Origin of the sequence: Nocardia sp. NPDC057455 (genome assembly GCF_042802775.1) — a bacterium.
Taxonomy (GTDB): Bacteria; Actinomycetota; Actinomycetes; order Mycobacteriales; family Mycobacteriaceae; genus Nocardia.
This window is the reverse complement of the sequence record NZ_JBHVDM010000067.1, coordinates 15,827-38,615: the sequence shown is the minus strand read 5'-3', so window position 1 is coordinate 38,615 and position 22,789 is coordinate 15,827. Positions and strand designations below refer to the sequence as shown.

Below are 22,789 nucleotides of genomic sequence, written 5' to 3'. Positions count from 1 at the left end.
GGGCGGTCCCACCGCTCGGCGGTGATCAGGTAACCCGCTTTCGAACTTAGCACGACGTCAACCACGGCGGGCAGGAGACAAGGTATGAAGTTCCGGCTGAAGCTGTGGCTGTTCGAACTGGACATCGAAACCCCCGCCGTTGAGCAGGTTTCCACTATCGACCTCGTGTCCGCCGTCATCAGTGTGATGGGGCAGAACATGGGGCAGCCGATCGTGCTCGTCTCCGAGTCTGAAACCGAAGACGACACCGAGGGCTGATGCGCGCTGGTGAAGCCGCGTGGTGCGCGCTCGCCGCAGGTGTCCTCGCGTGGGAGCTGACCATCGACGAAGAAGACCTGCTCAGCAGCGCCGTCGACCGCGCCACAAAGAGACACCCGATACTGGTGCGGGCGGCGATCATCACGACCGCCGCCCACTTCCTCAGGATCCTGCCCGCCCGGTGTGATCCCTTTACGCGAACCTTCAGCCTGACGGCTAGGCTGCGCGCTCGTCCTTGACAGCCTTGTTATAGATGTTGATCGCGCCCATCCGCGACATCTGCGCAGCCACCGCGATCCGCTCCCACGTCCACGGCTTACCTGTCGCCGGATTCACGGTGCGCCGCAACCGCACGATCTCCCGATCACGCGCCGCCTCACCGTCCGCGATCTGCCGCGCTAATTCCCGCAAACGGTCCAAGCCGTCATCCCTCTCGCTCATACCGCGAGCGTACATGGTGTTGACTATGCGCGGTAGTGTGTAGGAAACACTACGCTCGCGAACGGGGCGCAAATGAACCTCACCCGGCTAGCCCAGGCGGCAGCCGCCCCCACCACCTGAACGCGGACCGGCCAGGAGCCACCGCGCTTCCTGGAGGTCCCCATGGCACGCAAAAACCCCCACTCCCCAGAGAAACTGGCTGAGACGCAACGCAACCGCAACCTCGCGTTGGAGCTGCGACTCGCCGGCAAAACCCAGCAGCAGATCGCCGCCGAAACCGGCTGGAGCAAGCAGCGCGTCTCCCAATACATCAAAGAAGCCATCGCAGGCATCACCCGCGAGAACGCCGAAGAATACCTCAGCCTGGAACTGGAACGGCTCGACGCCATGTGGGCGTCGATCTGGCAAAAGATTGTCTCAGAGCCGGAGACGTCGTTCGACCGCAAGAATCAGCCCTGGCTCATCGACCGCGCCCTCGCCATCATGGACCAGCGGGCACGCCTCACCGGCACCTACAAGAGCGCTGAACTGCGCGCCATCGCAGACGCCAAGGGTGGAATCAGTGCAGGCGCAGCCAGCATGCTCGACCGACTCTTCGACGCCATGGAACTAGCGGTCGACGCAGCCGACGCCGAAGACGCGGAGAGCGGCGAGTGAACCTGGACAGCCTCCCGCTGTCCCGCAAGCAGATCGCCAGCATTGTCTCCTCGCAACGAAACCGGATCACCATCTGGTCCGGCGCCGTCCGTAGCGGCAAAACGGTCGCCTCGATCCTTGCGTTCTACGGTGCCGTACGTAGAGCCCCCGACAGCGGGCTCATCCTCATCTGCGGACGCACGTTGCAGACGATCGAACGCAACATCATCGAACCAATGCAGGACCCCGCGGTGTTCGGGACACTCGCCGGCGAAGTCCATCACACACGCGGCTCCAACATCGCGGTTATTCTCGGTCGCACGGTCCACTTGATCGGTGCGAGCGACGTCCGCGCCGAGGGCAAGCTGCGCGGCCTCACCGCGTGTCTCGCGTTGGTGGATGAGGCGACACTGTTGCCGGAGTCGTTCTGGACTCAGCTGCTGGCCCGCCTCTCTGTGCCTGGTGCGCGATGTCTCGCGACGACGAACCCGGACAGTCCGTCGCACTACCTCAAGGTCAACTACATTGACCGGGAACGCGATCTGGATCTCCGGTCCTGGCACTTCACGCTGGACGACAACCCGTCGCTGGCGCCCGCGTACGTGGCGGCGATCAAGGCCGAGTTCTCGGGCCTGTTCTATCTGCGGAACATCAACGGCGCGTGGGTCGCCGCAGATGGCGCGATCTACGACTGCTTCGACCCCGACCGGCATGTTGTCGCATGGTCGGATCTGCCGGACATGCAGTGGTCGATTGGTGTCGGCGTCGACCACGGCACAACTAACCCGACGCACGCCACAATGCTCAGCCTGGGTGTCGACAATGTTCTGTACGCGGTGGACGAGTGGCGGTACCAGCCATCCAGCCGCGAGGCCCGCTGGACCAATGTGCAACTCTCGCAGGGGTTGCGGACTTGGCTTGCTGGCCCACACCATCCGGCCGATGATCCCGAGAACCCTCCGCAGCTCACATGCCCCGTCGCGGTCGATCCGGCAGCCGCCGACTATCGCGTCCAGCTGAAACAGGATGGCCTGTCGACGATCCCGGCACAAAATGATGTGCTGTATGGGATTCGAACGGTCAGCGCATTGTTCAGCGTTGGCAAACTGAGAATCTCTGACCGGTGTCTGGAACTCATCAAAGAGATCCCCGGATACTGCTGGGACACCAAAGCAACCAGCGAGGGCAAAGATCAGCCAATCAAACTGAATGATCATGGTTGTGACTCTTTGCGCTATGGCTTAACGTCGACGGAACGAAAGTGGCGTCGCCGGGTGAAACTGGCTAGCGATGCGAAACCCGAACCGGTAGCCGCCTAGGTCGAAAACTGTGTTTGCCAACGCCGATAAGATCAAGGTAACTGATCTAGGAGGCTGCAAATGTCCCTCGCGGACGACCTCATCGAGGACGCGCAACTGAAGAACCGCCCGGCACCCTGCAAAACTGGCGTGTGGATTTCCAGCCTCCCCGAGCGCGACCGCGAAGCATTCGCCGCCTATCTCGCGCACGGTGGTCCGGTATCGGACTTGTGGCGGGCAGCGGTCAAGAATGGATGCCCCGCCGCCGAAACACGATTCAGGGTGCATTGCCGCAAACGCTGCACCTGCTACCTTGAAGCGGAGATCGCCGCGTGAGCTTCGCAGACGACATTCCGAAACCGGCAACTGGCGGCACCGAAACTAGTGCTCGCACCGAATACGACGGGCACGCGGGTTTCCTGCAAACTGGCGCTCTGGCGGGGCCGCCCGCTTCGTTCACCGAGCTACTGCGCCAGTTCGGCTACGACCCGAACGAAGTGCAAATTGTCGGGCATCCCCGAATCTCACGCTGGCAATCCTATGGCGGCGAGTGGCTGGAGGCGTACCGCTTCCACATCGCCCCCAGACTGGCCGACATCACCGACGAGACGATCGGCCGGTGGCGCGACAGCCTGATCGTGAATCCGGCACCCGCGGCAAGCGTCGGACAGGGCGGCACGTACCTGATCGCGATCGCTGACCCGCAGCTCGGGAAAAAGGGCACCTCAGAAGCGGTCGACAACTGGAAGCGTGGTGTCGCGGCGCATTTGACCGCGGCGCGCGCATTGCATGAGGCGTTTCCGCTGGAAGGTGCGCACGTCGCTTTCATGGGCGACGAGACCGAGAACGTGTGCAACTCCTACGGAAATCAGCCGCACACGATCGAGCTGAACCGCTCCGCGCAACTCGAACTCGACTTCGATCTCCGAGTATGGACGCTCAAGGAAGCCGCCAGGCTCGGCGTGCCGCTGTCGGTGTCGAGCGTCATCAGCAACCATGGCGAGTGGACCCGCAACGGATCCAAAGAGCCCGTGACTTCGCAAGGCGACAACGCTTCAACGCATATCGCCCGCCAGGTCAAGAAGCTGTTCGACGAACTCGCCGACCACGGCGCAATGCCACGCGTGACCTGGCACATCGGTGGGGGAGACCCTGCCGTCACCTTGCCACTGTCGGGCGTCGACTGCTACTTCTCTCACGGCTACATCGAGAAGGGTAAAGGCGGATCCAGCGAGATCCGAACCCGCAACGCCATCGAACGCCAGATCCTCGGACGAACCGAAGAACTCGGCAAGACGTCGCTGTTCGTCACGGCGCACTACCACCACTTCTATTCGCAGGAGTTCGAAGGCCGCACACTGTTCGGCTGCCCCGCGTTAGAGGCGGAACGCTCCTCGGAATACATGCTCAACCAGTTCGGCGTCTGGTCCCCGCCCGGCATGCTCGGCATGCTCGTCGGCCTCAACCATGACCGCGGCTGGTCCAACCTGAACGTCTTCTAGCGCTGCAACCGTTTCGGGCGCGCTGACACCTTCCTTGGAGGCGCCCCGTGGCGATGCCCGAATTCGCAGGCGACTGGCCTCCAAAGCCGTGGGACACGGCGTTGGACCAATTCAACCTGTACAGCGCGTGGTGGGAAGGCAACACCGACGCTCTCGAAGAGATCTACGGCAACGGTAGTAACATCCCCGCGCCGCGGCCCTCGCAGTTCCGCGGTGGCGTAGTCGGCCGACTCGCTCGATTCTTCTGGGGGCGACCCGTCCTCCAAGACACCAAACGCCTCCACATCCCCGCCGCTGCCGACATCGCCACCACTTCCGCGGACCTTTTGTTCGGGCAGCCGCCGAGTTGGCTGTTCAACGAAGGCGACGCCACCGACGTCGAGGCTGCGCAGGCCCAGTTGAATGACCTGCTGGACGGGGCCGACACAGTCGCGACACTGCTGGAAGCCGCCGAAGTGCAGGCCGCATTGTCCGGTGTCTACTTGCGGCTCTGGTGGGACCTAGATGCGACGGACAAGGTGATGTTGTCGCCGGTCGCCCCCGATGCCGCTATCCCGCAATGGCGGTACGGCAAACTCGCCGAGGTCACGTTTTGGTCGATCGTCGCCGAGAACAAGTCCGGTGTGTGGCGGCATCTTGAGCACCACGCCCCCGGCTACATCGAACACGCCCTCTATTTGGGCGATCAGGGCAGCATCGGGCGGCGGATGCCACTCGAATCCCTGGAGTCCATGCAATGGGCCGCCGACCTCGTCGACGAGAACTCGTCGGTGCAGACTCGCGTGGAAGGTTTGACCGCGGCGTACATCCCGAACGTGAGGCCGGCGCGACGCTGGCGCAACGTGCCTGGGCTGGCTCCATTGGGGCGCTCGGACTTCGAGGGCGTGGAGCATCTGTTCGACGCACTCGACGAGGCATGGTCGAGCTGGATGCGTGACCTCGACTTGGCGAAGGCTCGCCTGTTCGTCGCGCAAGAACTGTTGGAAGACAACGGCCCCGGCAAGGGTGCAACGTTCGACCGTGAGCAGGAAATCTTCACCCCCGTTCCGAGCGATCAGTCCGGTTCACTGGCTGACGGTGCAGCCTCCCAGTTGGTGCAGGCGCAACAGTTCAAGATTCGGGTGGAGGAGCACGCGAAAACGTGCGACAAGTTGATGCGGCAGATCCTGCGCGCGACCGGTTACAGTCCGGGCGATTTCGAGGATGCCGATACATCCGGTGCGATGACCGCGACCGAGGTATCGGCGCGCAAGGACAAATCGAACACGACGCGCAGCCGCAAAATCCTCTACTGGCAGTCCGAGGCCCAGCCCCTCGCGCGAACCATGCTGGAACTGGACCGCATCGTGTACAAGCGCCCCGATCATGGGGTGAAAGCGGATCCGGAGATGAAGTTCCCGGTCCGCGTGGACCAGGACCCGGTGCAACTGTCGACTGCGATCTCGAATTTGCGGGCGGCGCGCGCCATCTCGACCGAAACCGCAGTGCGCATGTTCAACCCGAACTGGAGCAATCCGGAGGTTGAGGACGAAGTCGCGCGCATCCTCGAAGAGAACCAGTTCGAGGTGCCTGACCCAAACGGCGGCGATTTCGAAGCCGCTGACGAGGAAGCACATAGCAACCTTCAAGGCGAAGTCGAGCCCGACACCGAACCGATGGACGAGGCGGCCTGATGCCGCTCACCCCGTCCTATGGTGATCGGCGTGTAGGCCCTGTCGTTGCCCTGTACCGGCGCATGGAACGCCGACTGCTGGAGATGCTGGCGAAGTCGCTGGCACCCGGCGTCGGGCACGTGTGGGTGTGGGCGCAACGACTGCTGTTCGCGCTCCCACGGTTCCGGCGCCGCGTGAACCGTGTGGTCACCGACACCGACCGCGAGATGCCGCAACTGGTGGCCGATGCACTGCTGGGCGCCTGGCGTGACGGAATCACCGCCGCCCGCACCGACCTACCCTCCGCGCCCGCCATCGGCACCGTCGAGGTCCAGCGACTGATCGACGACACGATCGCCGCCATCCGCACTACGCACACGCATGTTCCGTCCGTGATCGAGAACGGCTACCGCAGCGTCATCGACGCAGCCGTCCGCGTCGAGCAGGCCGGCGGCACCATGGACCGCGCAAGGGCTGTGCAGCGCGCCTTGGAGCAGTTCGCGCGCCAAGGGATCACCGGATTCGTGGACCGTCGCGGTTACCGCTACGACCTCGTGTCCTATGTGGAGATCGCCGTTCGCTCAGCCATCACGCGCGCCGAGGTTGACGCCTACTGCGCGCAGGTGACGGCGGCAGGACACGACCTTGTGATCGTGTCCGATGTTGCTGGTGCTTGCGAGCTGTGCCGACCATTCGAGGGCGCCCTGATCAGTATCAGCGGCTCTACGGTCGGCGCCATCGCGAGGGACGACAGCACCGGTCGATCCGTCACTGTGACAGTGATGTGTTCACTGGCGGAAGCGCGAGCACGCGGCCTTTGGCATCGTGCGTGCAGACACACGCTGAAAGTGTGGACTCCGGATGATCCGGCGCCGCCTCGTGCGGTGCGCGTCCCCGATGATGTGCGTGCCGCTCGCCGCCGTCAACGTTCGCTTGCTCGCCGTGACCGTGTGCGTCAACGGGTCCGTTTCGTAGCGCAGTCCTAATCAGTCTTCTCGCCAATTCAATGGCGGGTCTTTACCCCGTGTGGCTTTCTTGCTCGCGGGGTTTCGTCATTTCAACACCGTCCGGCCAGGTTGCCGCGCGGTGTTTCACCGTGCCCAGGAGGCGCATTCATGGCCGACGAAGCCACCCCCCAGGAAACCACAACCGAAAACCCGTCTACTGACGCGCCCGCGGATGCGGATACCGCGAACGTGGACACCCCGGAAGTCGGTGCCGATGTACAGGGCACCGAAACCGAAACCGAAAAGTCCGAGACCTCCAATCCAGAAATCGAACGGCTTCAGCGCGAACTCGAAAAGGTCCGCAAGGAAGCCGCGTCGAATCGGGTCAAGGGCAACGAAAAGGCGGACCAGGCAGCCAAGGACGCCGCCGCTGCCGCCGAGCAGGCCCTGACGGAGAAGTGGGCGAAAGCCCTCGGCCTCGTCAAGGACGACGAACCCGCCGACCCGGCTGAGCTGCTGAAGCAGGCCGAGGAGCGGGAGAAGCAGATCGCGGCCGAACGCGACGCTGCTGCTGAGCGTCTGCGCGCCTACGAGCGCAAGGACGCCATCACCAAGGCCGTGAACGCGGTCGAAGGTGACCTCGAATCCATCCTCGATTCCCGCAAAGTCAGCGCGGAAATCGAAAAACTCGACACGAATGCCGACGATTTCGCCGCCCAGGTGGCCGCGATCGTTTCAGCGGCAGTCGAATCAAACCCAAAGCTCAAGAAGGCACCCGCCCAGGTGGCGGCTCCTCGCAGCGGCGGTGACCTTTCCGGCGGCAATGCGGCCCCTAAATCGCATGGCCCCAAAACCGTTGACGACTTCCGGCGCGAAATCGCTGAACGCAACAAGCGCGGATAGTCCAATTCTAGGAGCCCTTAATGGCTAATACCCTTCTCACTCCCGATGTTTTGGCTCGGGCTGCGCTGGCGAACCTGTACGAACAGCTGTGCATGGTCCCGCTGGTGTACACGGACGTTTCGTCCGACTTCACCCGCACCAAGGTCGGCGACACCGTCAACATCCGCAAGCCGGCGACGTTCACCGCGAACACCTTCGACCGGTCGAGCGGCATCACCATTCAGAACGCGACTGAGACCAGCGTCCCGGTCGTGCTCGACACCATCAAGGACGTCAGCTTCGCGATCACCAGCGAGGACCTGACCCTGCACCTGAACGACTTCACCGAGCAGCTGCTGAAGCCTGCTATGGAGGCGCTGGCGCAGAGCATCGACCAGGCGTTGATCGCTCGCGCGAAGGCCGATTTCACCCAGGTCGCTGGGACTCAGACCGGCTACGAGTGGAACAAGCCCGAGGTGCTGATCGAAGCGGACCGGCAGCTGAACATCAAGAAGGTTCCGTCCTCGGAGCGTTCCGCGGTCATCGGCCCCAGCACTCGCGCGCCGTGGTTGAACACCGACATCATCAAGCACGCCGACAAGTCCGGTTCGACCGAGGCTCTGCGTAAGGGCTCGCTCGGCCGCGACATCTTCGGCTTCGAGGCGTTCATGACCCAGAACATCGCGCAGCCCGCGGGCTCGCCGGCGTCGGGCCAGCCGACCACCGAGGTTGGTTTGGCGTTCCACAAGACCGCGCTCGCTTTGGCGTCGGCCCCTCTGGCCGCGCCGTCTGACGGTTCGTGGCACGCGGTCGAGTCCTACAAGGGCCTGTCGCTGCGTCTGGTCAAGAGCTACGACATCGTCAAGAAGCAGGACGTCTGCTCCGTGGACATCCTGTTCGGCACCAAGACCCTCGACGCGAACCGCGGCGTTCTGCTGCGCGGCGCGCTGGCTGCCTGATCGTTCCTCCTGCGGCCCGCTTCGGTGGGCCGCAGGAGTGATCGGTTGCACCTCAATACTTTTGGAGGACGGTAGTGCATTACTACCAGTATCTGCATGACCCGGACTTCGTCATCGAGTCTGAGACGCCGCGCGATGATCTGCTGGAGTGGGCTTACTGGTCCGAGATCCCCGCACCCGCGAAGTCGAAGCCCGCACCGAAGCCGGAACCCGTTGCCGAAAAGCCTGCCCAGGAGGCGGCTGCCGATGACACGGAGTCCGAGCCGAAACCTGCGGCTAGGAAGGCACCCGCTCGGCGCTCGAAGGCGAGCGAGTAACGGTGCTGATCTACGCCACGCCGGATGACCTCATGGACGGCTGGCTCGACGAAATGCCCGACGACGCGCAGGCACGCCGCTACATCCGTGCCGCCTCGCAGCTTGTCCGCAACGCCACTCGTCTCGACCTCTACGACACCGAACCCAGCGGCCTGCCCGTGGACCTGAACTACGTCGAGGCGATGCAGGAAGCCACATGCGCCCAGGTGGCGATGTGGCTCCGCTCCGGCATCGACCCCGACGCAGGCGCCGCAGGGCGTGAGATCGGCATCCAGTCACAGACCGCGGACGGTGGCAGCGTCACCTACGCGGATGTCGTGACCGGCGAAGAGGTTCGGGTGGCGATCGACCGCCTGATCCCCGGCGCCCTGCTGATCCTGCGCAACGCGGGACTCGGATCGACGAGGCCGCAAACATGGTGAACTACGCCGAACCGCAGTACGCGCACGGCGTCATGTTGACCGTCGTTCGCCGCGGGCCTGCGAACGCACGGGACTGGCAGGGCGACTATGTCGCCTCGTCGGAGTCGCCGCATCAGATCGGCCCCTGTGACGTCAAGTGGTTGACCGACACCGAAGACAACACCAGCGGCGAACTGCTGCAACGCCTCGCGCAAGTCACCGCGCCCCTCGGCTCGGATGTGCTGGCAACGGACAGGATCCGTGTGCCGGGCATCGACGCCGACTTCAACATTGACGGCGCGGTCCGTGTGACCCCGAATTCGTTCACTGGTTGGGCGACGGGTGTGCGGTTCCGCATCGCGAAGGACGGGTCCAGTGGAGTACGACGGAACTGACTTCGACCTCGATTCGACGTTCATGCGCGAATCCACGGAACTGACTGAGTTCGTGCAGGAGATCGCCGAGCAGGGCGCGGACCGCTGGACGGCCCGAAGCCGCTGGAGGACGGGTTTCAATGCGACGCACGTCACAGCCCTTTCCGGGCCGGGGGAGACCGGCGACATTGAAGGCGTCGTGTACGCCGAAGGCTACTACGCCCGTTTCCGTGAACACGGCACACGCTGGAATCGCCCTGAGCATGTGATGTCGGACTTCATCAAGGATGTGGAGGGCTGACGTGCCTCTGCCACCGTATCCCGAGTTCGATGAAGTCATGCGGGCGCTGCTCAACGACATCGCGCCCGTGGTGACCTCCGAATCGGACGAAATCGAACCGCCCTACATCTACGTCACGCGCGTCGGCGGCAGGGAAGACGGCGTGGCCGACAACCCATTGATCGACGTCGAATATGTCGCCAACACCCGCGCCGAATCCAAAACACTCAAGACCGCCGGTCAAGAGCGGATCCGCAACGCGGGCAACACCGCACCAGGCGGATTCCTGATCGACGTCGCCGAGGAAACAACCGGCGGCCAATACATTCCGCCGACTCGGCGTGATGCGCGCGCGGTGACCACGACGGTGCGCCTGTCGTATCGCCGGCCCCGCGCCTAACTCTCACATCTTCTTTCACACCACCCGAGCTGCTTGACGGCTGCGGGCTTCTAGGTGTGCCCAAATCAAGGAATTGCCAATGGCCGCAGTCACTTTCGAGCAGGTCGCGGACTGGAAGCCCTCGCTGATCAGGCGCCCCAATAAGGGTTTCGTCCTCATCGGCGACATGGACGCCACCATTCCCGCCAGCTTCACTTCCGGCGTCGACGCCGAATTCCAGGGCCTCGACGGCGCCGGATTCGAATCGCTTGGCCTCACCGCCAAGGATGCCCCGCCCACCTTCCGCCCCGAAGTTCAGTCGAGCGATGTCGAGGCGTGGGGTGCTCTTGAGCCGCCCCGAACCGACATCATCTCCCGCAAGGTCACCGTGTCGACCACGCTGATTCAGACGCAGCGTCGCACCCTGGAACTGTATTCCGGGCGCGACCTGTCCGACGTCACCGCGGATGCCACCACCAAGGAAATCCAGTGGAATGACCCGACCGCCCCCGAAACCCGCTACCACCGGGTAATTTTCGGCATGGTCGACGGTTCCGGCGATGACCTGATCTACATCCTGCGGATCCTGCCGCGCGCCACCGTCACCGAGGTCGGCGAGCAGTCCTGGAGCCAGGAAAACGCCCTCACCTACAACCTCACCTGGTCCGCGAAGATCGACGAGGACTTGGGCTACAGCCTGAAGAACGTCATCTGCGGTCCCGGCGTCGCAGGCATCCTCGCCGACATGGGCTTCGAGGCCACCGCTGCCGTGCCGACCATCTCCGGTCGCGCCCCGTCCGGCAACCTCGCTACCGCTGGTGGCGAGCAGCTGATCCTGTCGGGTCAGCATTTCACCGGTACCACCGCTGTCACTGTCGGTGGCACCGCACCGGCCGACTTCCAGGTCGGCAACGACGAGACCCTGGCGTTCATCACCCCCGCCAAGTCCGCGGGCAGCCACAACATCATCGTCACCAACGCGACCGGCCCGAGCGCCGGCTTCGCGGTCACCTACGCCTGATTCCAGGCGTCCTGATCGTCGTCCCCGTGCGTGTTTCCTGGCCGCGCACGGGGACGGCCCCTTCCCGCCGCCTTCCGCCAGGTCGAGCCAGGAGATTCCTGTGGCTTTCACCCCCATCTACATGATCAGCCCCGCCGAGGTTCGCGTCCTCGTCGGCTCCGCGACCGAACGCGAAACGCTGCTGTCCCGCGGCTACACGATCGCCCCCGAGCCCGCGAAGGCTCCCGCGCCGGTTGACCGCGCCAAGCCGTTCGTCCCGTTCCGCGACGACACCGCGCCCGCCACCGAGCCGGAGAAGCCGACCCGCGCCCCGGCCAAGAAGACCGACACCAAGTAACCCCTCTGCCAGGAGAAAAACACGATGGCTACCGCGCAGCGGAAGACCGCCCCCCAGACCACCGACGACACACCGGTCAAGAGCCGTTGGGCGCAGATGCGTGACCAGGCTCGCGCTCAGCACAAGCCGCGCGACCCCTACGAGTTCGACGGCACCGAGCCTCCCACACTGATCACCGCCCCCGACACAGTCGAACGGGCCACCGCGCTCGCCGCGCTGATCGACCAAGAAGGCAGCATCGACCCCGCCAACCTGCGGCCACTGTTCGAAACCGTGTGCGGCCCCGCATTCCCCGCCGTGTGGTCCGTGGTCAAGGATGAACCCGCCGAAGTGCTGTTCCCGCTGATCAGCGACATCAACGACCACTTCAACGCCGTTCCCGGCGACGAGGGCGCTGATCTGCCGGGGGGCGCCTAGGTCTCGTACTCCTCATCGAGGAGTACGGGAACCTCATTGAGGCTGACCTGCTGGACTTCTGCCACGGATGGGACCTGCTGGATTTCTTCCGCGGGAAACATCCGTGGCAGCAGTTGTATCGGATCCTCGCTCACCGTGTCCCAGCCCACGGCCGCTATCACTCTGCGGTCGCCATGGATCCGATCATCGGGTGGGAACGCGCGCAACATCCGCGCCCTGAATCCGAAGAGTTTCCGGCACCGACGCCGGAAGGCTACAGCCTCGAAGTTCTGCTGCAACTGCGGCTGATCGACTACATCAAAGAACTCATCCGGATCATGCCCGCGGTGTTCGGCGGGAAACTGCCACCCCCCATGCGGCCTGAGCCGCGACCAATGACCGCGGAAGACAGAGCCCGCGAACAGCTGGAAACCCAGCAGGTGAATGACGCGGTGAACGCCCTGTTGGGCATCAAATCCTGATTTAGAGGCGGTGCCGCATGGCGAATTGGCCAGCATTTTCCGCCGGCTCGGCTCGATTGACCCTTCGCCCCCGCTTGGCGTCGTCGTTTCGGACCGATGTCAAGGCCCTTCTTCGGCCGATCAACGAGTCGCTGAAGGTCACCGTCGAGCCCAAGTTGGCGAACGGGTTCCGCACCAACCTGCGGAACATGGTGCGGACCGCGACGGCGGGCATCAACGCAGAAGTCGGCATCAAGGTCAACACGACCGGTCTGCGAACCCGCGTCCGGGAAGCCGTCAAAGGCATGCCGGACGTCAAGGTCAATGTCAACGTCGACCTGACACGCGCCACCCGGCAGATGGAAGCGTTCCGCACCGCCCAGGCCGCACATCCATTGACGCTGAACGCGAACGTCGACACCGCAGCGGCGATGGCGCAACTGCTAGCGCTGCGGACCATAGCGTCGTCAGTGAGCAACCAGGTTGGCGACCTCAACACCGCCGGCTTGGCTCGCTCCACCCGCCGACTGACCGGCGGCATCTTCCTTCGCCCGATCCGCGCTGTCCGTCTCCAGGTCGAAATCGACCGGGCATCGGTGGCCCGTGCGGAAGCCGAAGTCGCGAACATCGCTGCCAGGCTGTCATCTGCCCGGCGCACTCGCGACGACTCGCTCGACCGAGTCACCCTCGCCGAGCAGCGGCATGCGGAAGTGATGGCGCGAGCCAACGCAACCGACTCACAACGAACCGCCGCAACCCAACGCCTCGCCCGCGCCCGCGCATCCCTCGCCGACTCCATCGGCCGCGTCACCAGCCTCATGGGACAAGAAGCGGAAGCAAACGACCGCCTCGACCGCGCCCGCAACCGCCAAAACTCCCTGACGAGCCTGCTCGGTGCGGCATGGACCGGGTTCCGGTCCGCTGCTGTCCGAGCACTGCAAGACGCCACCCGGCAACTGTTCTCGTTCTCCAGCCTGCTCGGCATCGCCAAAGTCGCTTTGATCGGGCTCGCCGCGGTCAGCCTCGTACCACTGATCGGGCAGTTCGCGCAAGCCGCCGGCGTGATCGGTTTGCTGCCCGCCATATTGACAGGCGCTGTCGCAACGATCGGCACACTGGTCCTCGGGTTCCACGGCATCGGCGACGCGATCAAAGCCGCCGGAAAGGTCTCCGACAACGCCAAGAAGGACGCCGAATCGCACGCGAAAGCGGTTGCGTCAGCGCAGAAGCAGCAGGCACAAGCCGCACGTGGCGTGGTCGATGCCCAGCGGGGGATCACCCAAGCCGAGCGCGGCGTTCGTGATGCGCAGAAGGCGAGTCTTGATGCGCAGAAGGACCTGAATCGCGCCCGCAAGGACGCACAGAAGGACCTGGACGACCTCAACCGCGCGTTGGGTCGGACCGCGCTGAATGAGGAGTCCGCCGCTATCGCGGTCGCGGAAGCTCAGCAGGAGCTTTTCCGCGTCTTCTCCGACCCGAACTCCGATGCGATCGACCGTGCCCGCGCACAGAACAACGTCAAGCGCGCATTGGTGGATCAGCAGGACACGATCCGGGAATCCCGCGAGCTTGCCGAGAAAGCCGCCGAAGCCAACGCGAAGGGCGTCGAAGGCAGCGACCAGGTCGTCCAGGCCAAGGAACGCGTAACCGCCGCCGCTGAGGGCGAAGCAGACGCGCAGCAGGCTTTGCAGGACGCCTACACCCGTCTGGCTGACGCGCAGGCCGAGCTGGTCGAAGCGCAGAAGGCAATGACCGACGCGATGAACAAGTCGTCCGACGCTGCGGACGACTTCGAACGAGCGATGGCGAAGCTCTCACCGAGAGCACAAGATTTGGTGCGGCAACTGCTCGCACTGAAGCCCACATTGAGCGGGCTGAAGAACCTCGTCCAAGACAACCTGGTCGACGGCCTCGGGGAATCGATCACCAACCTCACCAACCACTGGATCCCCACCCTGAAGACCGGGCTTGGTGGCATCGCTACCGAGCTGAACGGCGGGTTCCGACGTGCATTGGCAGACCTGGACACTGATGCGTCACGGTCAAAAGTCGCCCACATCTTCGATCGCGTCAAGGAATCCATCGGCCCGACGCTCGACGGAATCAACAACCTGATTCAAGGGTTCCTGTCCCTCTCAGAGGTGGGTTCGGACTTCCTACCTGGCCTCTCTGATGGATTCCTTGGCTTCACAGAGCGATTCCGCAAGTGGGCCGAATCCGACGAGGGCAAGAAAAAGTTTCACGACTTCCTCGACGAGTCCCTGAAGACACTCGGCAAACTCGTCGACGTCGGCAAAGAACTCGGCGGCGTTGTGAGGCAGATCTTCCGCGGCTCCGATGAGACCGGCGAAGACTGGCTCAACTCGATGAAGGAAACCTTCGACCGGTGGGAGAAGTTCCTCGCCAGCGAAGAGGGGCAGCAGAAGGTCAAGAACTTCTTCAGGGAAGTCAAGGACGCTGTCAAAGAGATCAGCGACAGTATCGACAAGATCGTCCGCCTGATCGACAAGGTCGACGGCTTCATGAACCGCCTCGGCGGCTGGAAGAACGTCAACGACACCATCAGCAACCCGCTGCCGAAACTCGCCGAAATCACCGGTCTCGATGATCAGCTCCAGTTTGCGAAAGACGCCTGGAATTCACTGACAGCCGACGTGGACCAGAAGGCGGGCAAGCTCGTCGGCTGGTTCTATGAGATTGGCACAAGCCTCGATGGGGTCGGCCCGAAAGCGGTCTCCAGCCTGACCGATCTCACGGGCGGCGCGCTGTCCGGGCTCAAGGACAAGCTGCCCGGAATCACCGAAGCCATCGGGTCATTCGCGACCGACAGCGGCGCAAAGTGGGGCTCCGTCGGCGACATCGTCACCTCCACGATCGACAAGATCGTAGGCGACAACGGATTCGAGAAACTGAAGGCCGCCCTCGGCGAACTGCCCAGCTTCTTCGGGCAGATTGTTGTCGGCATCGGCTCCAGCTGGAGCGGAATCGTCTCCGCCCTGCAAGGCCCGATCAACAGCGTCGTTGACGTGATCAACGGGTTCGGCGACATCTGGAACAAGGTCGCGCCGAAACTCGGACTCCCGACATGGGAGATGGTCGAACACGTCGGCATCACCGGCACCACAGGCGACTTCACCAAGCCGCTCATCGGCGCACGCTGGATGGGTGGTCCCGGTGGACCCGTCGACGGCCCTGGCAACCGCTACGACGACAAAGCCGGCCTGTACCGGTTGTCGCGCGGCGAACACGTGTGGACCGCCGACGAGGTGGATGCGTTCGGCGGACATGAAGCCATGTACCGAGCGCGTCGCACAGTCCTCGACGGCGGCGGCAAACAGTCGCGTGGGGATGGCCTCCGCGATGGCGGCGGCATCATCAGCACATCCGATCCGCTGGACCCGATCCAAGCGCAGTTGTGGAGCCTCGTCAGCGAAGCATTCCCGAACGCTGTCCTCACCTCAGCGAAGCGATTCCAAGAGGTCGGATCCGGTTTCGACTACCACATGCAAGGGAAGGCGATCGACCTCGGCGGCCCGATGCCCGACATCGCCCGCTGGATCTACAACACCTACCCGCAGTCAACAGAGCTGATCCACTGGCCTTTGGCGGGATGGCAGAACCTCAAGAACGGGGCGCCACTCGACTACGGGCCAGCCACCAACGCCGCCCACACCGACCACGTCCACTGGGCCGCAGCGAACTTCCTCGGCAACCTCTCCGACGAAGAGAAGCAGGGCCTGCTGGACCGGATCCGTTCCGGTCTCGGTGGGGTAGCGGGTCGCGGTCGTGACTTCGCGATCGACAATCTGCTGGCGAAGCCCATGCGTGCGCTCGCCGATCAGGTGCCCGACATCCCCGGCCTGGGGCAACTCGGCATGATCCCGAAAGCGTTCGTCAAGAAACTGGCGGACGAAGCCATCGCATGGGTGTCACGCAGCCTCGGCGGATCCGGTGGCGGTAGCCCGGTCGACTACGACCCAACCGGCGGCGGCGAACAGTGGCGTGAACTCGCTGTGAAGGCGATGCGGCACGTCGGCTTCAACTCTGACGACCCGAACCAGGTCAACGCCATGTTGGCGCAGATCATGTCCGAGTCCGGCGGCAACCCGAACATCGCTCAGCAGATCACCGACGTCAACGGCACCGGCGAACAAGCCGGTGTCGGATTGTTGCAGATCATTCCGGGCACCTACGCGGCGCACCGGGATCCGACACTGCCCAACGATCGGCGTGACCCGTACTCGAACATGGTCGCCGCGCTCAGGTACTACAAGTCGCGTTACGGCATGGATCTCACGCAACAGTGGGGCCACGGCCACGGCTACGACCAGGGCGGCATCCTCAAAGACAAGCACTGGGGATTCAACCTCTCGGGCTTGCCCGAAGCGGTGTTGACCAACCCGCAATGGAAGATGTTCGAACAGTTCATCAACCAGATGCCGGGCTTCAACAACCAACTTCAGGCATTGCCGCAGCCGTTGAACGGCGGCACGGACACACAGGGCCAGCCGGGCACGTTCGGTGTTCCAGCCAATCCTGGTGTCGACACGATCGAGATGGTCGGCGCGAAGGCCAAGGACCGGTTCGCTGGTGCGCTGAACACGGGGTTCAACGACCTTGTGTCCTCAACGCTCGGGCCGCTCGGGTTGCCGGATCCGCGTTCACTGATCCCGTCCGAGGTCACTCAATACGGGCAGACGCTGGACGCTTGGGCTCGTGCTCGCGCGGCATCCGCACAAGCATCGCAAGCGTTGGCGCAGTCCGGGTATCAAGCCGCAGCCGCTCCCGTCGCTGGGGCCGCGAACACGGTCATGCAGACCAGTAGCGGCCCGGCTGGGCAGATGTCGGCTAACGACTACTCCACTCACATCACGATCCAAACCGCCGACACCGCGGACGCGTTCCGCCGGGCGCAGCAGATCGCTGACCTCCGTGCTATCCAGCACACTGGCACTGCAAGGGGTTAACAGGTTGATGCGGGAATCTGCCCGCGTCGAAATCTTCGGAGTGAATGACGGACACGCCGTCATCAACGGTGCAGGTGCGTCGTCGAAACTCTTTCTGTCCACCGACATTAAGGGAATCTACGACGCACCTGTCCAGACGCGGCGTAAATCGTCTGCATTCCAGCGGGGTTCGACGTATCTGGGCAAAACGTATAAAGAGCGCCGCATTACTTTCGGTGTGGATATCAAGGGCGATTCCCCAGAGGAGTGGCAGGATCTCCAAGACCGCTGGAATGCGATGTGGGATCACGAAGCCGACCCGTGGGATCCCAATTCGACGCTCACGAAGATGTCGATCACCACGCCGATGTCGGGAACGCGCAGCCTGTGGCTGGCGAAGGACGACACCGTCGATTTCGAGTCGAAACACGACGGACATATCACCCGGTCTTCCAAGGTGCCGATGGCGGTTGTCGCGGATCAGCCGTTCTTCTTCGAAGACAAATGGGAGAACACGCCGTTCGACTACTTCGAAACCGGGTCGGCTGGAACCAGCGAAGGGTTCGTGACAATCTCGAACCCTTGCGATCAGCCTATGCGGCTGCAATGGGTCGTGACACGCGGCCTGTGGACACTTCCCGACTTCTCATGGACCGGGAAAAAGCACCAGCGGGTGCCGGGTGGAAAGTACCCGAACCGGAAGATCACCCTCCCGCTACTCGGCGATGTCGAGGGCGGAGCGCGAATCACTCTGTACCGCGACAAATTGCAGGTCAGGGATTTCGCTGGAACAAATTTGGCGGCCCGCATGAACGGAATATCGTTCGAGCATGTCATTCCGCCGAAAACACCGGAAACCAATCTGCCTGTGAAGGTTGAGAACGCTCCGGTTGGCGGCGGACGGGTTGATGTGTACTGCCAGCGGCGCTGGGGTCACGCGTGGGAGAACCGATGACAGAACTGCTCGAACTCTCCCTCGAAGACCAGTGTAAAGCCATCTGGGAAGCCACCCTCGCGGCCGAGGAAGGAGACCGCCGGGCTCGACTCGTTCCACCGAAGGTCCGCATTTGGAACGGTGATTGGGATCTGGTCGGCACCCTCGACACCGAATATTCGGCGTCATTCACTTGGCTGGATAACGAGGTCGGTCCGGGGATCACGGAAATCCCGATCGACGACCCGCTCGCGAAGTGGATTTGGCAGGTCGCGCCCCGTGTCGCTCGCGGCGAGAAACTGCATGTCTTCATCACCGTCGATAAAGACGGTGCACGCTGGTCCGGCAGGCTCCACGACCACACTGTAGAGAAAAGAGAAGACGGCACCTGGGTATTGGTTGTGCGCTGGCTGCACGACCTTTCCATGCTGGAGTTTTATCTCGCGTGGTGTAACCCGTTTCTGCCAGCTTTTGTGCAATTTCCCCGCGTCTTTTTCTGCCTTTCTGGGGATACTCGGATTCTGACGACGGACGGCGAGAAACCTATTCGGGACCTCGTCGGCAAGCCGTGCCGAGTGGTCGTCGACGGCCATACATATGAGTCGGCTTCGGGAGCGTGGAGCAACGGTATAAAAGCCGTCTACAAGCTCACCACAGCCCTCGGCAAAGAGATCGTCCTCACCGCAGACCATCGCGTTCTGACGCCCACCGGGTTCAAAGAAGCGCAGGACATCGGCGTCGGTGAACTCGTGGTCACCGACTATGGCGGCACCGACACGGTTGCATCGTTCGAACCACATGGCGAGGAAGAGGTCTTCGATATTGAAGTCCTCGACGCACACCGATTCGTCGCCAACGGGATCACAGTTCACAACTGCGCTGGCCCGTCGATTTGGGCTTTGAAAACCGCGCTATTCCTGAACTTGATGCGCGAGAACGCCACGAACAACTTCGCGCTCCCCGACGACCCGCAAGACCAGAGTTCAGCACCGGCGACCCTCATGTCGAACTGGCCGGTGGCGGTCAAACCCACCACCTTCCTCGACGACATGAACGCGGGCACGATCTGGTCGGTCCCGAACTCGCGGTTCAAACGCTGGGTCGACATGTCGAAAGACATTCTGGAAGACGCCCAACTCAGCATTCAAGTGCGGCGGTTTATCGCCTCCGAGGACGAACAGCCGATCGAAGGACAAACTCTCCGCACGGGCTGCCTCGTCGTCGATATCGTCGACAAATCGGGCTACTGGACTGACACGTCGAATGGTGGTGACCCATTCCTTGGTCTGCGCCGCACGTTCGCGCAGTTCGCTGAAGATTTCGTTGACGCGTTCGAAGAAGACGTCGTTTCTCCGACGATCCCGGATTCGTACAAGGTGCCTGGTCTCCGTTTGACGGATAAAACCTGCCCTTACGTGATCTACCTTGAAGGTGAAGAGACTGGAATCGAATCCAGCAAATTCACCTTCACGCCTTCGACTGCGCGACAAATCGTAGCCGGAGGTCACTCATTCCCGTTCGTGAATGAGTTGATATCAGCAGCGATCCAATGCGTGTCGGGGGATACCGTCATCGACGGACCGGACGGCGGAGAGCGTATCGACGTGCTCGCCGAGCGCGGCGGGCCGTTCCGGATCTGGTCGCTGACGCCGTCAGGTCAGCGGGTCGCGGCCACGGCACAGTTCGCGTTCAAGAAGGGCCGTGCAGAGCTTTTCAGGTACACCCTCGAAAACGGATGCTCTCTTTCCGCAACGGCGAAGCATCGTTGGCTGACGCGTGACGGCTGGACCGAGGCTGGAGACACGGCTATAGGAGTCGAGGTCGCGACAGCGGACCTCACGTCGAGTGAATCGAGAGTCGAGCAGCCTTCTGAGGATATTCCAGATGAAGCGTGGATTGGGATTGCGGACGGAGACGCGGTTTCTTACTCTCCCCTCGTTTCGGTCGAATCGCTCGGTGTCCAAGAATTCTATGACATGCGGGTGCCCGGCTGGGTCAATTACTCTGCCGAGAAAATTTTTTCGCATAATACAGCCGGCGATCTGCTGGCCGCTGCAATAGTGATCCCCCCTATCGGGGGTGCCGTCGATGCGGTCGCCCAGGTTTTCTACTGGGACACCATCGCCGCCTGGGCCAATATCGAATCTGCGAGCCGAAAAGCCAACGGCGGGTGGGGGACTCCGTTCGAAGTCCTAGCCTCCGGATCAGACCGCGCATACACGCTAGAAATGCTGCTCTCCATCCGGAAATCGCTGCATGAAACGCGGTCTTGGTTCTCCCATGAGATCAACATCCGTGACGGCGCACCGTGGTTCATCGGCGACAACGGCAAGGGTCACTTCTTCATCGGCGACCGTATCGGCGCACAGGTCATCGGAACGCAGGTGGTCGGCAACGGCCCCACTGTGCTGTACGTCGACGACCACACCATCTACGTCGACCGAGTCCGCGAACTCACTCTCGCCTGGGACCGCGAGTCCCCACCTGAATGGGTTCCGGTGATCGGCGAGAAAGAGAAGAACAAGGACCGCGGTCAGAGGGCGCTGGCGATGGTCGCCGAACTCGGGTCGCTGGTGCAGCAGTTGGCCGTTCATGGCCGATAACCAGGAGCAACATGTCGAAGAAGTCGGCTCGTGTGAAGGAAGTGGACCAGTCGCCTTGGCTGAAGCCGGGCGACTTCCCGACCTTCGAGAACTGCAACCCCAACTGTCCCGAGGAAGCGTTCCTCTACATGTATTCCGGGCTCCCCGGAATGAAGGGCGCACCATTGCCTTTCCCGGTCGAGTACCTGAAAGAGGTGTCTCGCCGGCAGTGGGATTGCGGCGCGCGCCCGCCGGGTTCGTCGATCCCCGCGGAGCGGAAGATCAAGTACCAGCGCCCGCGCAACACGGACCCGCATTGGTTGACGAGTCCTGGCGTGTGGGAGCCGATCGACGCCCCTGACCGGTCGCAGTTCGACATCAAGGAGTTCGTCGCGAGCCTGCCGCAGGACACCAGGCGACAACTTGCGGAAGCCCTCGGGTTCGGTCCCGAAGATGCGCCCAGCAACACGCAGATCGTTGACGGAATCACCGGCGAAGGGCGCGGCCCGAAGACGGGTCCGGTGTCACGTGACGGTGCGTACGTGACCAATGAGCCTGTCCGGGATCCGGGTTACAACCCGTGCTTGCACACCGTGGACGAAGTCTTGGAGTACCTGGAGGCCGTCGACGACGCGGAGCGCGAGCGGGTGCTCATGGTAGAGCGCCACCTCTCCCGCAGGCCCCGCAAGACCATTCTCGACAAGTTTCCGGAGGTGGGCGTCTGATGGCCCCTCAATACACAGAACTCAACCGGTTGGGCAGTTCGCGCTCCAACCGGTGGGGTTCCCGCGTCACAAATTTCCTGCTCCATACGCAGGAAGGTAACGGCACCGCCGAAGGGCTCGCGTCGTACCTGAACAACTCAGCCAACGGCGTCAGCTACCACTACACGCTGCGGGACGGCGTCCTCGTCGACGTCGTCGACACCGACTACGCGAGCTGGTCCGTGCTCGACGCGAACGGATACACCATCAACCTGTGCTTCGCCGGCTCCCGCGCGTCGTTCAGCCGCGCGCAATGGCTGGAGCGAGACGCCGATCTCCGGATCGCCGCCTACCGCGCCGTGCAGGACGCGCACAAGTACGGGTTCAGCACTGACGTGATCGTCCCGGACTACTACCGGGGCGAAGGCATCTCCGACCACAAGTACGTCACCCAATGCCTCGGCATCGGCGACCACACCGACGTCGGCTGGAACTTCCCGTGGGACGTGTTCGCGGACTACGTGCGCGAGTACGACGGCGGCGCACCCGCCGCCCCGGTAGTGAACATGATCGACGCCGAAGCGGAGCGCGCGGCCGGATGGATCGGCAAGCGGCTGACTGACGGCGAAATCGCCACTCCCGACGGCGAAGGCCGGTTCGCCGAATTCGAACACGGCTACATCTACTGGCATCCCCGCACCGGTGCGCACGCCATCCCGCGGAACGTGTTCGAGACCTGGGCGGAACTCGGCTGGGAGGCAGGCCCGCTCGGCTACCCCATCGGCGACCACACCGTGCTGAACGGCATCGGCGATGTGCAGGGCTTCGAGAACGGCGCCATCTACCGACGCTACGGACAACCCGGCTACTGGGTACACGGCGAGATCCGCAACCGCTGGAACCGCTCCGGCTACGAAAACAGCCCCTACGGCTGGCCCACCTCGAACGAGATCCCCTTCGACACTGGCGCTTACCAGACCTTCGACAACGGAGTCATCTACTTCACGCCGAAGTCCACTCTCGGCTTCCTGACCGTAGACGGCGCCGACACGCCTGTGCCGGACGCACAGGGCTAACCCCTA

General features: G+C 63.2%; 25 protein-coding genes. 24 read left to right on the top strand and 1 reads right to left on the bottom strand.

Annotated elements, in window-relative coordinates; translation table 11 throughout:
• Nucleotides 1-84: 84 nt before the first annotated feature.
• Together ACFU5M_RS24195 and ACFU5M_RS24190 are read left to right on the top strand one after the other, a co-directional pair.
• Nucleotides 85-258 (top strand): hypothetical protein, encoded by a 174-nt coding sequence (locus ACFU5M_RS24195; protein WP_379052839.1) that lies wholly within the window; start codon nt 85-87, stop codon nt 256-258.
• Nucleotides 258-497: a hypothetical protein gene (locus tag ACFU5M_RS24190; protein ID WP_379052837.1), complete on the top strand. Its 240-nt coding sequence runs from the start codon at nt 258-260 to the stop codon at nt 495-497. Before ACFU5M_RS24195 ends, ACFU5M_RS24190 begins: the two co-directional genes overlap by 1 nt.
• On the opposite strand, the gene ACFU5M_RS24185 is transcribed toward ACFU5M_RS24190, so the two are convergent.
• Nucleotides 475-699 carry a hypothetical protein gene (locus ACFU5M_RS24185; protein WP_379052835.1) on the bottom strand — a complete coding sequence of 75 codons (225 nt, stop codon included), beginning with the start codon at nt 697-699 and terminating at the stop codon, nt 475-477. The two genes, ACFU5M_RS24190 and ACFU5M_RS24185, sit on opposite strands and share 23 nt — an antisense overlap.
• Nucleotides 700-861: 162 nt before the next feature.
• On the opposite strand from ACFU5M_RS24185, the gene ACFU5M_RS24180 reads away from it, so the two are divergent.
• From ACFU5M_RS24180 to ACFU5M_RS24075, 22 genes are all read left to right on the top strand, one after another.
• Nucleotides 862-1,356, top strand: a complete 495-nt coding sequence (locus ACFU5M_RS24180; protein WP_379052833.1) for a TrfB-related DNA-binding protein — start codon at nt 862-864, stop codon at nt 1,354-1,356.
• Complete coding sequence (locus ACFU5M_RS24175; RefSeq protein ID WP_379052831.1) at nt 1,353-2,654, top strand: PBSX family phage terminase large subunit; 1,302 nt, start codon at nt 1,353-1,355, stop codon at nt 2,652-2,654. Before ACFU5M_RS24180 ends, ACFU5M_RS24175 begins: the two co-directional genes overlap by 4 nt.
• A 60-nt stretch (nt 2,655-2,714) precedes the next feature.
• On the top strand, nt 2,715-2,969 hold the full coding sequence (locus ACFU5M_RS24170; protein ID WP_379052830.1) for a hypothetical protein: 255 nt from the start codon (nt 2,715-2,717) through the stop codon (nt 2,967-2,969).
• Nucleotides 2,966-4,135: a hypothetical protein gene (locus tag ACFU5M_RS24165; RefSeq protein WP_379052828.1), complete on the top strand. Its 1,170-nt coding sequence runs from the start codon at nt 2,966-2,968 to the stop codon at nt 4,133-4,135. Before ACFU5M_RS24170 ends, ACFU5M_RS24165 begins: the two co-directional genes overlap by 4 nt.
• Before the next feature lie 53 nt (nt 4,136-4,188).
• The gene (locus ACFU5M_RS24160; protein WP_379052841.1) at nt 4,189-5,808 is read left to right on the top strand and encodes a phage portal protein; all 1,620 of its coding nucleotides are present in this window, start codon (nt 4,189-4,191) and stop codon (nt 5,806-5,808) included.
• A complete protein-coding gene (locus ACFU5M_RS24155; protein ID WP_379052827.1) occupies nt 5,808-6,773 on the top strand; it encodes a phage minor capsid protein in 966 nt (321 codons plus the stop codon). The genes ACFU5M_RS24160 and ACFU5M_RS24155 overlap by 1 nt, the downstream gene beginning before the upstream one ends.
• A 129-nt stretch (nt 6,774-6,902) precedes the next feature.
• Nucleotides 6,903-7,637: a hypothetical protein gene (locus tag ACFU5M_RS24150; protein WP_379052826.1), complete on the top strand. Its 735-nt coding sequence runs from the start codon at nt 6,903-6,905 to the stop codon at nt 7,635-7,637.
• Nucleotides 7,638-7,657: 20 nt separating this feature from the next.
• Nucleotides 7,658-8,575 (top strand): P22 phage major capsid protein family protein, encoded by a 918-nt coding sequence (locus tag ACFU5M_RS24145; RefSeq protein WP_379052824.1) that lies wholly within the window; start codon nt 7,658-7,660, stop codon nt 8,573-8,575.
• A 74-nt stretch (nt 8,576-8,649) separates the two neighbouring features.
• Entirely contained in the window at nt 8,650-8,892 is a 243-nt protein-coding gene (locus ACFU5M_RS24140; protein ID WP_379052823.1) for a hypothetical protein, read from the top strand.
• 2 nt (nt 8,893-8,894) lie between these two features.
• A complete protein-coding gene (locus ACFU5M_RS24135; RefSeq protein WP_379052821.1) occupies nt 8,895-9,314 on the top strand; it encodes a hypothetical protein in 420 nt (139 codons plus the stop codon).
• A complete protein-coding gene (locus tag ACFU5M_RS24130; protein ID WP_379052819.1) occupies nt 9,308-9,688 on the top strand; it encodes a hypothetical protein in 381 nt (126 codons plus the stop codon). Before ACFU5M_RS24135 ends, ACFU5M_RS24130 begins: the two co-directional genes overlap by 7 nt.
• A complete protein-coding gene (locus ACFU5M_RS24125) occupies nt 9,669-9,968 on the top strand; it encodes a hypothetical protein (RefSeq protein ID WP_379052817.1) in 300 nt (99 codons plus the stop codon). The genes ACFU5M_RS24130 and ACFU5M_RS24125 overlap by 20 nt, the downstream gene beginning before the upstream one ends.
• Nucleotides 9,969-10,005: 37 nt before the next feature.
• On the top strand, nt 10,006-10,347 hold the full coding sequence (locus ACFU5M_RS24120) for a hypothetical protein (protein WP_379052815.1): 342 nt from the start codon (nt 10,006-10,008) through the stop codon (nt 10,345-10,347).
• A 79-nt stretch (nt 10,348-10,426) separates the two neighbouring features.
• The gene (locus tag ACFU5M_RS24115; RefSeq protein ID WP_379052813.1) at nt 10,427-11,347 is read left to right on the top strand and encodes an IPT/TIG domain-containing protein; all 921 of its coding nucleotides are present in this window, start codon (nt 10,427-10,429) and stop codon (nt 11,345-11,347) included.
• A 100-nt stretch (nt 11,348-11,447) separates the two neighbouring features.
• Nucleotides 11,448-11,684 (top strand): hypothetical protein, encoded by a 237-nt coding sequence (locus ACFU5M_RS24110; protein WP_379052812.1) that lies wholly within the window; start codon nt 11,448-11,450, stop codon nt 11,682-11,684.
• A gap of 24 nt (nt 11,685-11,708) precedes the next feature.
• Nucleotides 11,709-12,101, top strand: a complete 393-nt coding sequence (locus tag ACFU5M_RS24105) for a hypothetical protein (RefSeq protein WP_379052811.1) — start codon at nt 11,709-11,711, stop codon at nt 12,099-12,101.
• 173 nt (nt 12,102-12,274) lie between these two features.
• Nucleotides 12,275-12,562: a hypothetical protein gene (locus tag ACFU5M_RS24100; protein ID WP_379052810.1), complete on the top strand. Its 288-nt coding sequence runs from the start codon at nt 12,275-12,277 to the stop codon at nt 12,560-12,562.
• Nucleotides 12,563-12,579: 17 nt separating this feature from the next.
• Nucleotides 12,580-17,508, top strand: a complete 4,929-nt coding sequence (locus ACFU5M_RS24095; RefSeq protein WP_379052808.1) for a transglycosylase SLT domain-containing protein — start codon at nt 12,580-12,582, stop codon at nt 17,506-17,508.
• Nucleotides 17,509-17,515: 7 nt separating this feature from the next.
• Nucleotides 17,516-18,442, top strand: coding sequence for a hypothetical protein (locus ACFU5M_RS24090; protein ID WP_379052807.1), 927 nt, complete (start codon nt 17,516-17,518; stop codon nt 18,440-18,442).
• A complete protein-coding gene (locus ACFU5M_RS24085; protein ID WP_379052805.1) occupies nt 18,439-21,024 on the top strand; it encodes a hypothetical protein in 2,586 nt (861 codons plus the stop codon). Before ACFU5M_RS24090 ends, ACFU5M_RS24085 begins: the two co-directional genes overlap by 4 nt.
• A gap of 11 nt (nt 21,025-21,035) precedes the next feature.
• The gene (locus tag ACFU5M_RS24080; protein ID WP_379052804.1) at nt 21,036-21,728 is read left to right on the top strand and encodes a DUF2744 domain-containing protein; all 693 of its coding nucleotides are present in this window, start codon (nt 21,036-21,038) and stop codon (nt 21,726-21,728) included.
• Nucleotides 21,728-22,783 carry an N-acetylmuramoyl-L-alanine amidase gene (locus tag ACFU5M_RS24075; protein ID WP_379052803.1) on the top strand — a complete coding sequence of 352 codons (1,056 nt, stop codon included), beginning with the start codon at nt 21,728-21,730 and terminating at the stop codon, nt 22,781-22,783. The genes ACFU5M_RS24080 and ACFU5M_RS24075 overlap by 1 nt, the downstream gene beginning before the upstream one ends.
• The last annotated feature ends 6 nt before the right edge of the window (nt 22,784-22,789 follow it).

Bases quoted from the DNA above. Each gene is read 5' to 3' on its own strand.
- ACFU5M_RS24195 (WP_379052839.1), top strand. From the start codon at position 85: ATGAAGTTCCGGCTGAAGCTGTGGCTGTTCGAACTGGACATCGAAACC.
- ACFU5M_RS24190 (WP_379052837.1), top strand. From the start codon at position 258: ATGCGCGCTGGTGAAGCCGCGTGGTGCGCGCTCGCCGCAGGTGTCCTC.
- ACFU5M_RS24185 (WP_379052835.1), bottom strand. From the start codon at position 699: ATGAGCGAGAGGGATGACGGCTTGGACCGTTTGCGGGAATTAGCGCGG.
- ACFU5M_RS24180 (WP_379052833.1), top strand. From the start codon at position 862: ATGGCACGCAAAAACCCCCACTCCCCAGAGAAACTGGCTGAGACGCAA.
- ACFU5M_RS24170 (WP_379052830.1), top strand. From the start codon at position 2,715: ATGTCCCTCGCGGACGACCTCATCGAGGACGCGCAACTGAAGAACCGC.
- ACFU5M_RS24160 (WP_379052841.1), top strand. From the start codon at position 4,189: ATGCCCGAATTCGCAGGCGACTGGCCTCCAAAGCCGTGGGACACGGCG.
- ACFU5M_RS24155 (WP_379052827.1), top strand. From the start codon at position 5,808: ATGCCGCTCACCCCGTCCTATGGTGATCGGCGTGTAGGCCCTGTCGTT.
- ACFU5M_RS24150 (WP_379052826.1), top strand. From the start codon at position 6,903: ATGGCCGACGAAGCCACCCCCCAGGAAACCACAACCGAAAACCCGTCT.
- ACFU5M_RS24145 (WP_379052824.1), top strand. From the start codon at position 7,658: ATGGCTAATACCCTTCTCACTCCCGATGTTTTGGCTCGGGCTGCGCTG.
- ACFU5M_RS24130 (WP_379052819.1), top strand. From the start codon at position 9,308: ATGGTGAACTACGCCGAACCGCAGTACGCGCACGGCGTCATGTTGACC.
- ACFU5M_RS24120 (WP_379052815.1), top strand. From the start codon at position 10,006: ATGCGGGCGCTGCTCAACGACATCGCGCCCGTGGTGACCTCCGAATCG.
- ACFU5M_RS24115 (WP_379052813.1), top strand. From the start codon at position 10,427: ATGGCCGCAGTCACTTTCGAGCAGGTCGCGGACTGGAAGCCCTCGCTG.
- ACFU5M_RS24105 (WP_379052811.1), top strand. From the start codon at position 11,709: ATGGCTACCGCGCAGCGGAAGACCGCCCCCCAGACCACCGACGACACA.
- ACFU5M_RS24100 (WP_379052810.1), top strand. From the start codon at position 12,275: ATGGATCCGATCATCGGGTGGGAACGCGCGCAACATCCGCGCCCTGAA.
- ACFU5M_RS24095 (WP_379052808.1), top strand. From the start codon at position 12,580: ATGGCGAATTGGCCAGCATTTTCCGCCGGCTCGGCTCGATTGACCCTT.
- ACFU5M_RS24090 (WP_379052807.1), top strand. From the start codon at position 17,516: ATGCGGGAATCTGCCCGCGTCGAAATCTTCGGAGTGAATGACGGACAC.
- ACFU5M_RS24085 (WP_379052805.1), top strand. From the start codon at position 18,439: ATGACAGAACTGCTCGAACTCTCCCTCGAAGACCAGTGTAAAGCCATC.
- ACFU5M_RS24080 (WP_379052804.1), top strand. From the start codon at position 21,036: ATGTCGAAGAAGTCGGCTCGTGTGAAGGAAGTGGACCAGTCGCCTTGG.
- ACFU5M_RS24075 (WP_379052803.1), top strand. From the start codon at position 21,728: ATGGCCCCTCAATACACAGAACTCAACCGGTTGGGCAGTTCGCGCTCC.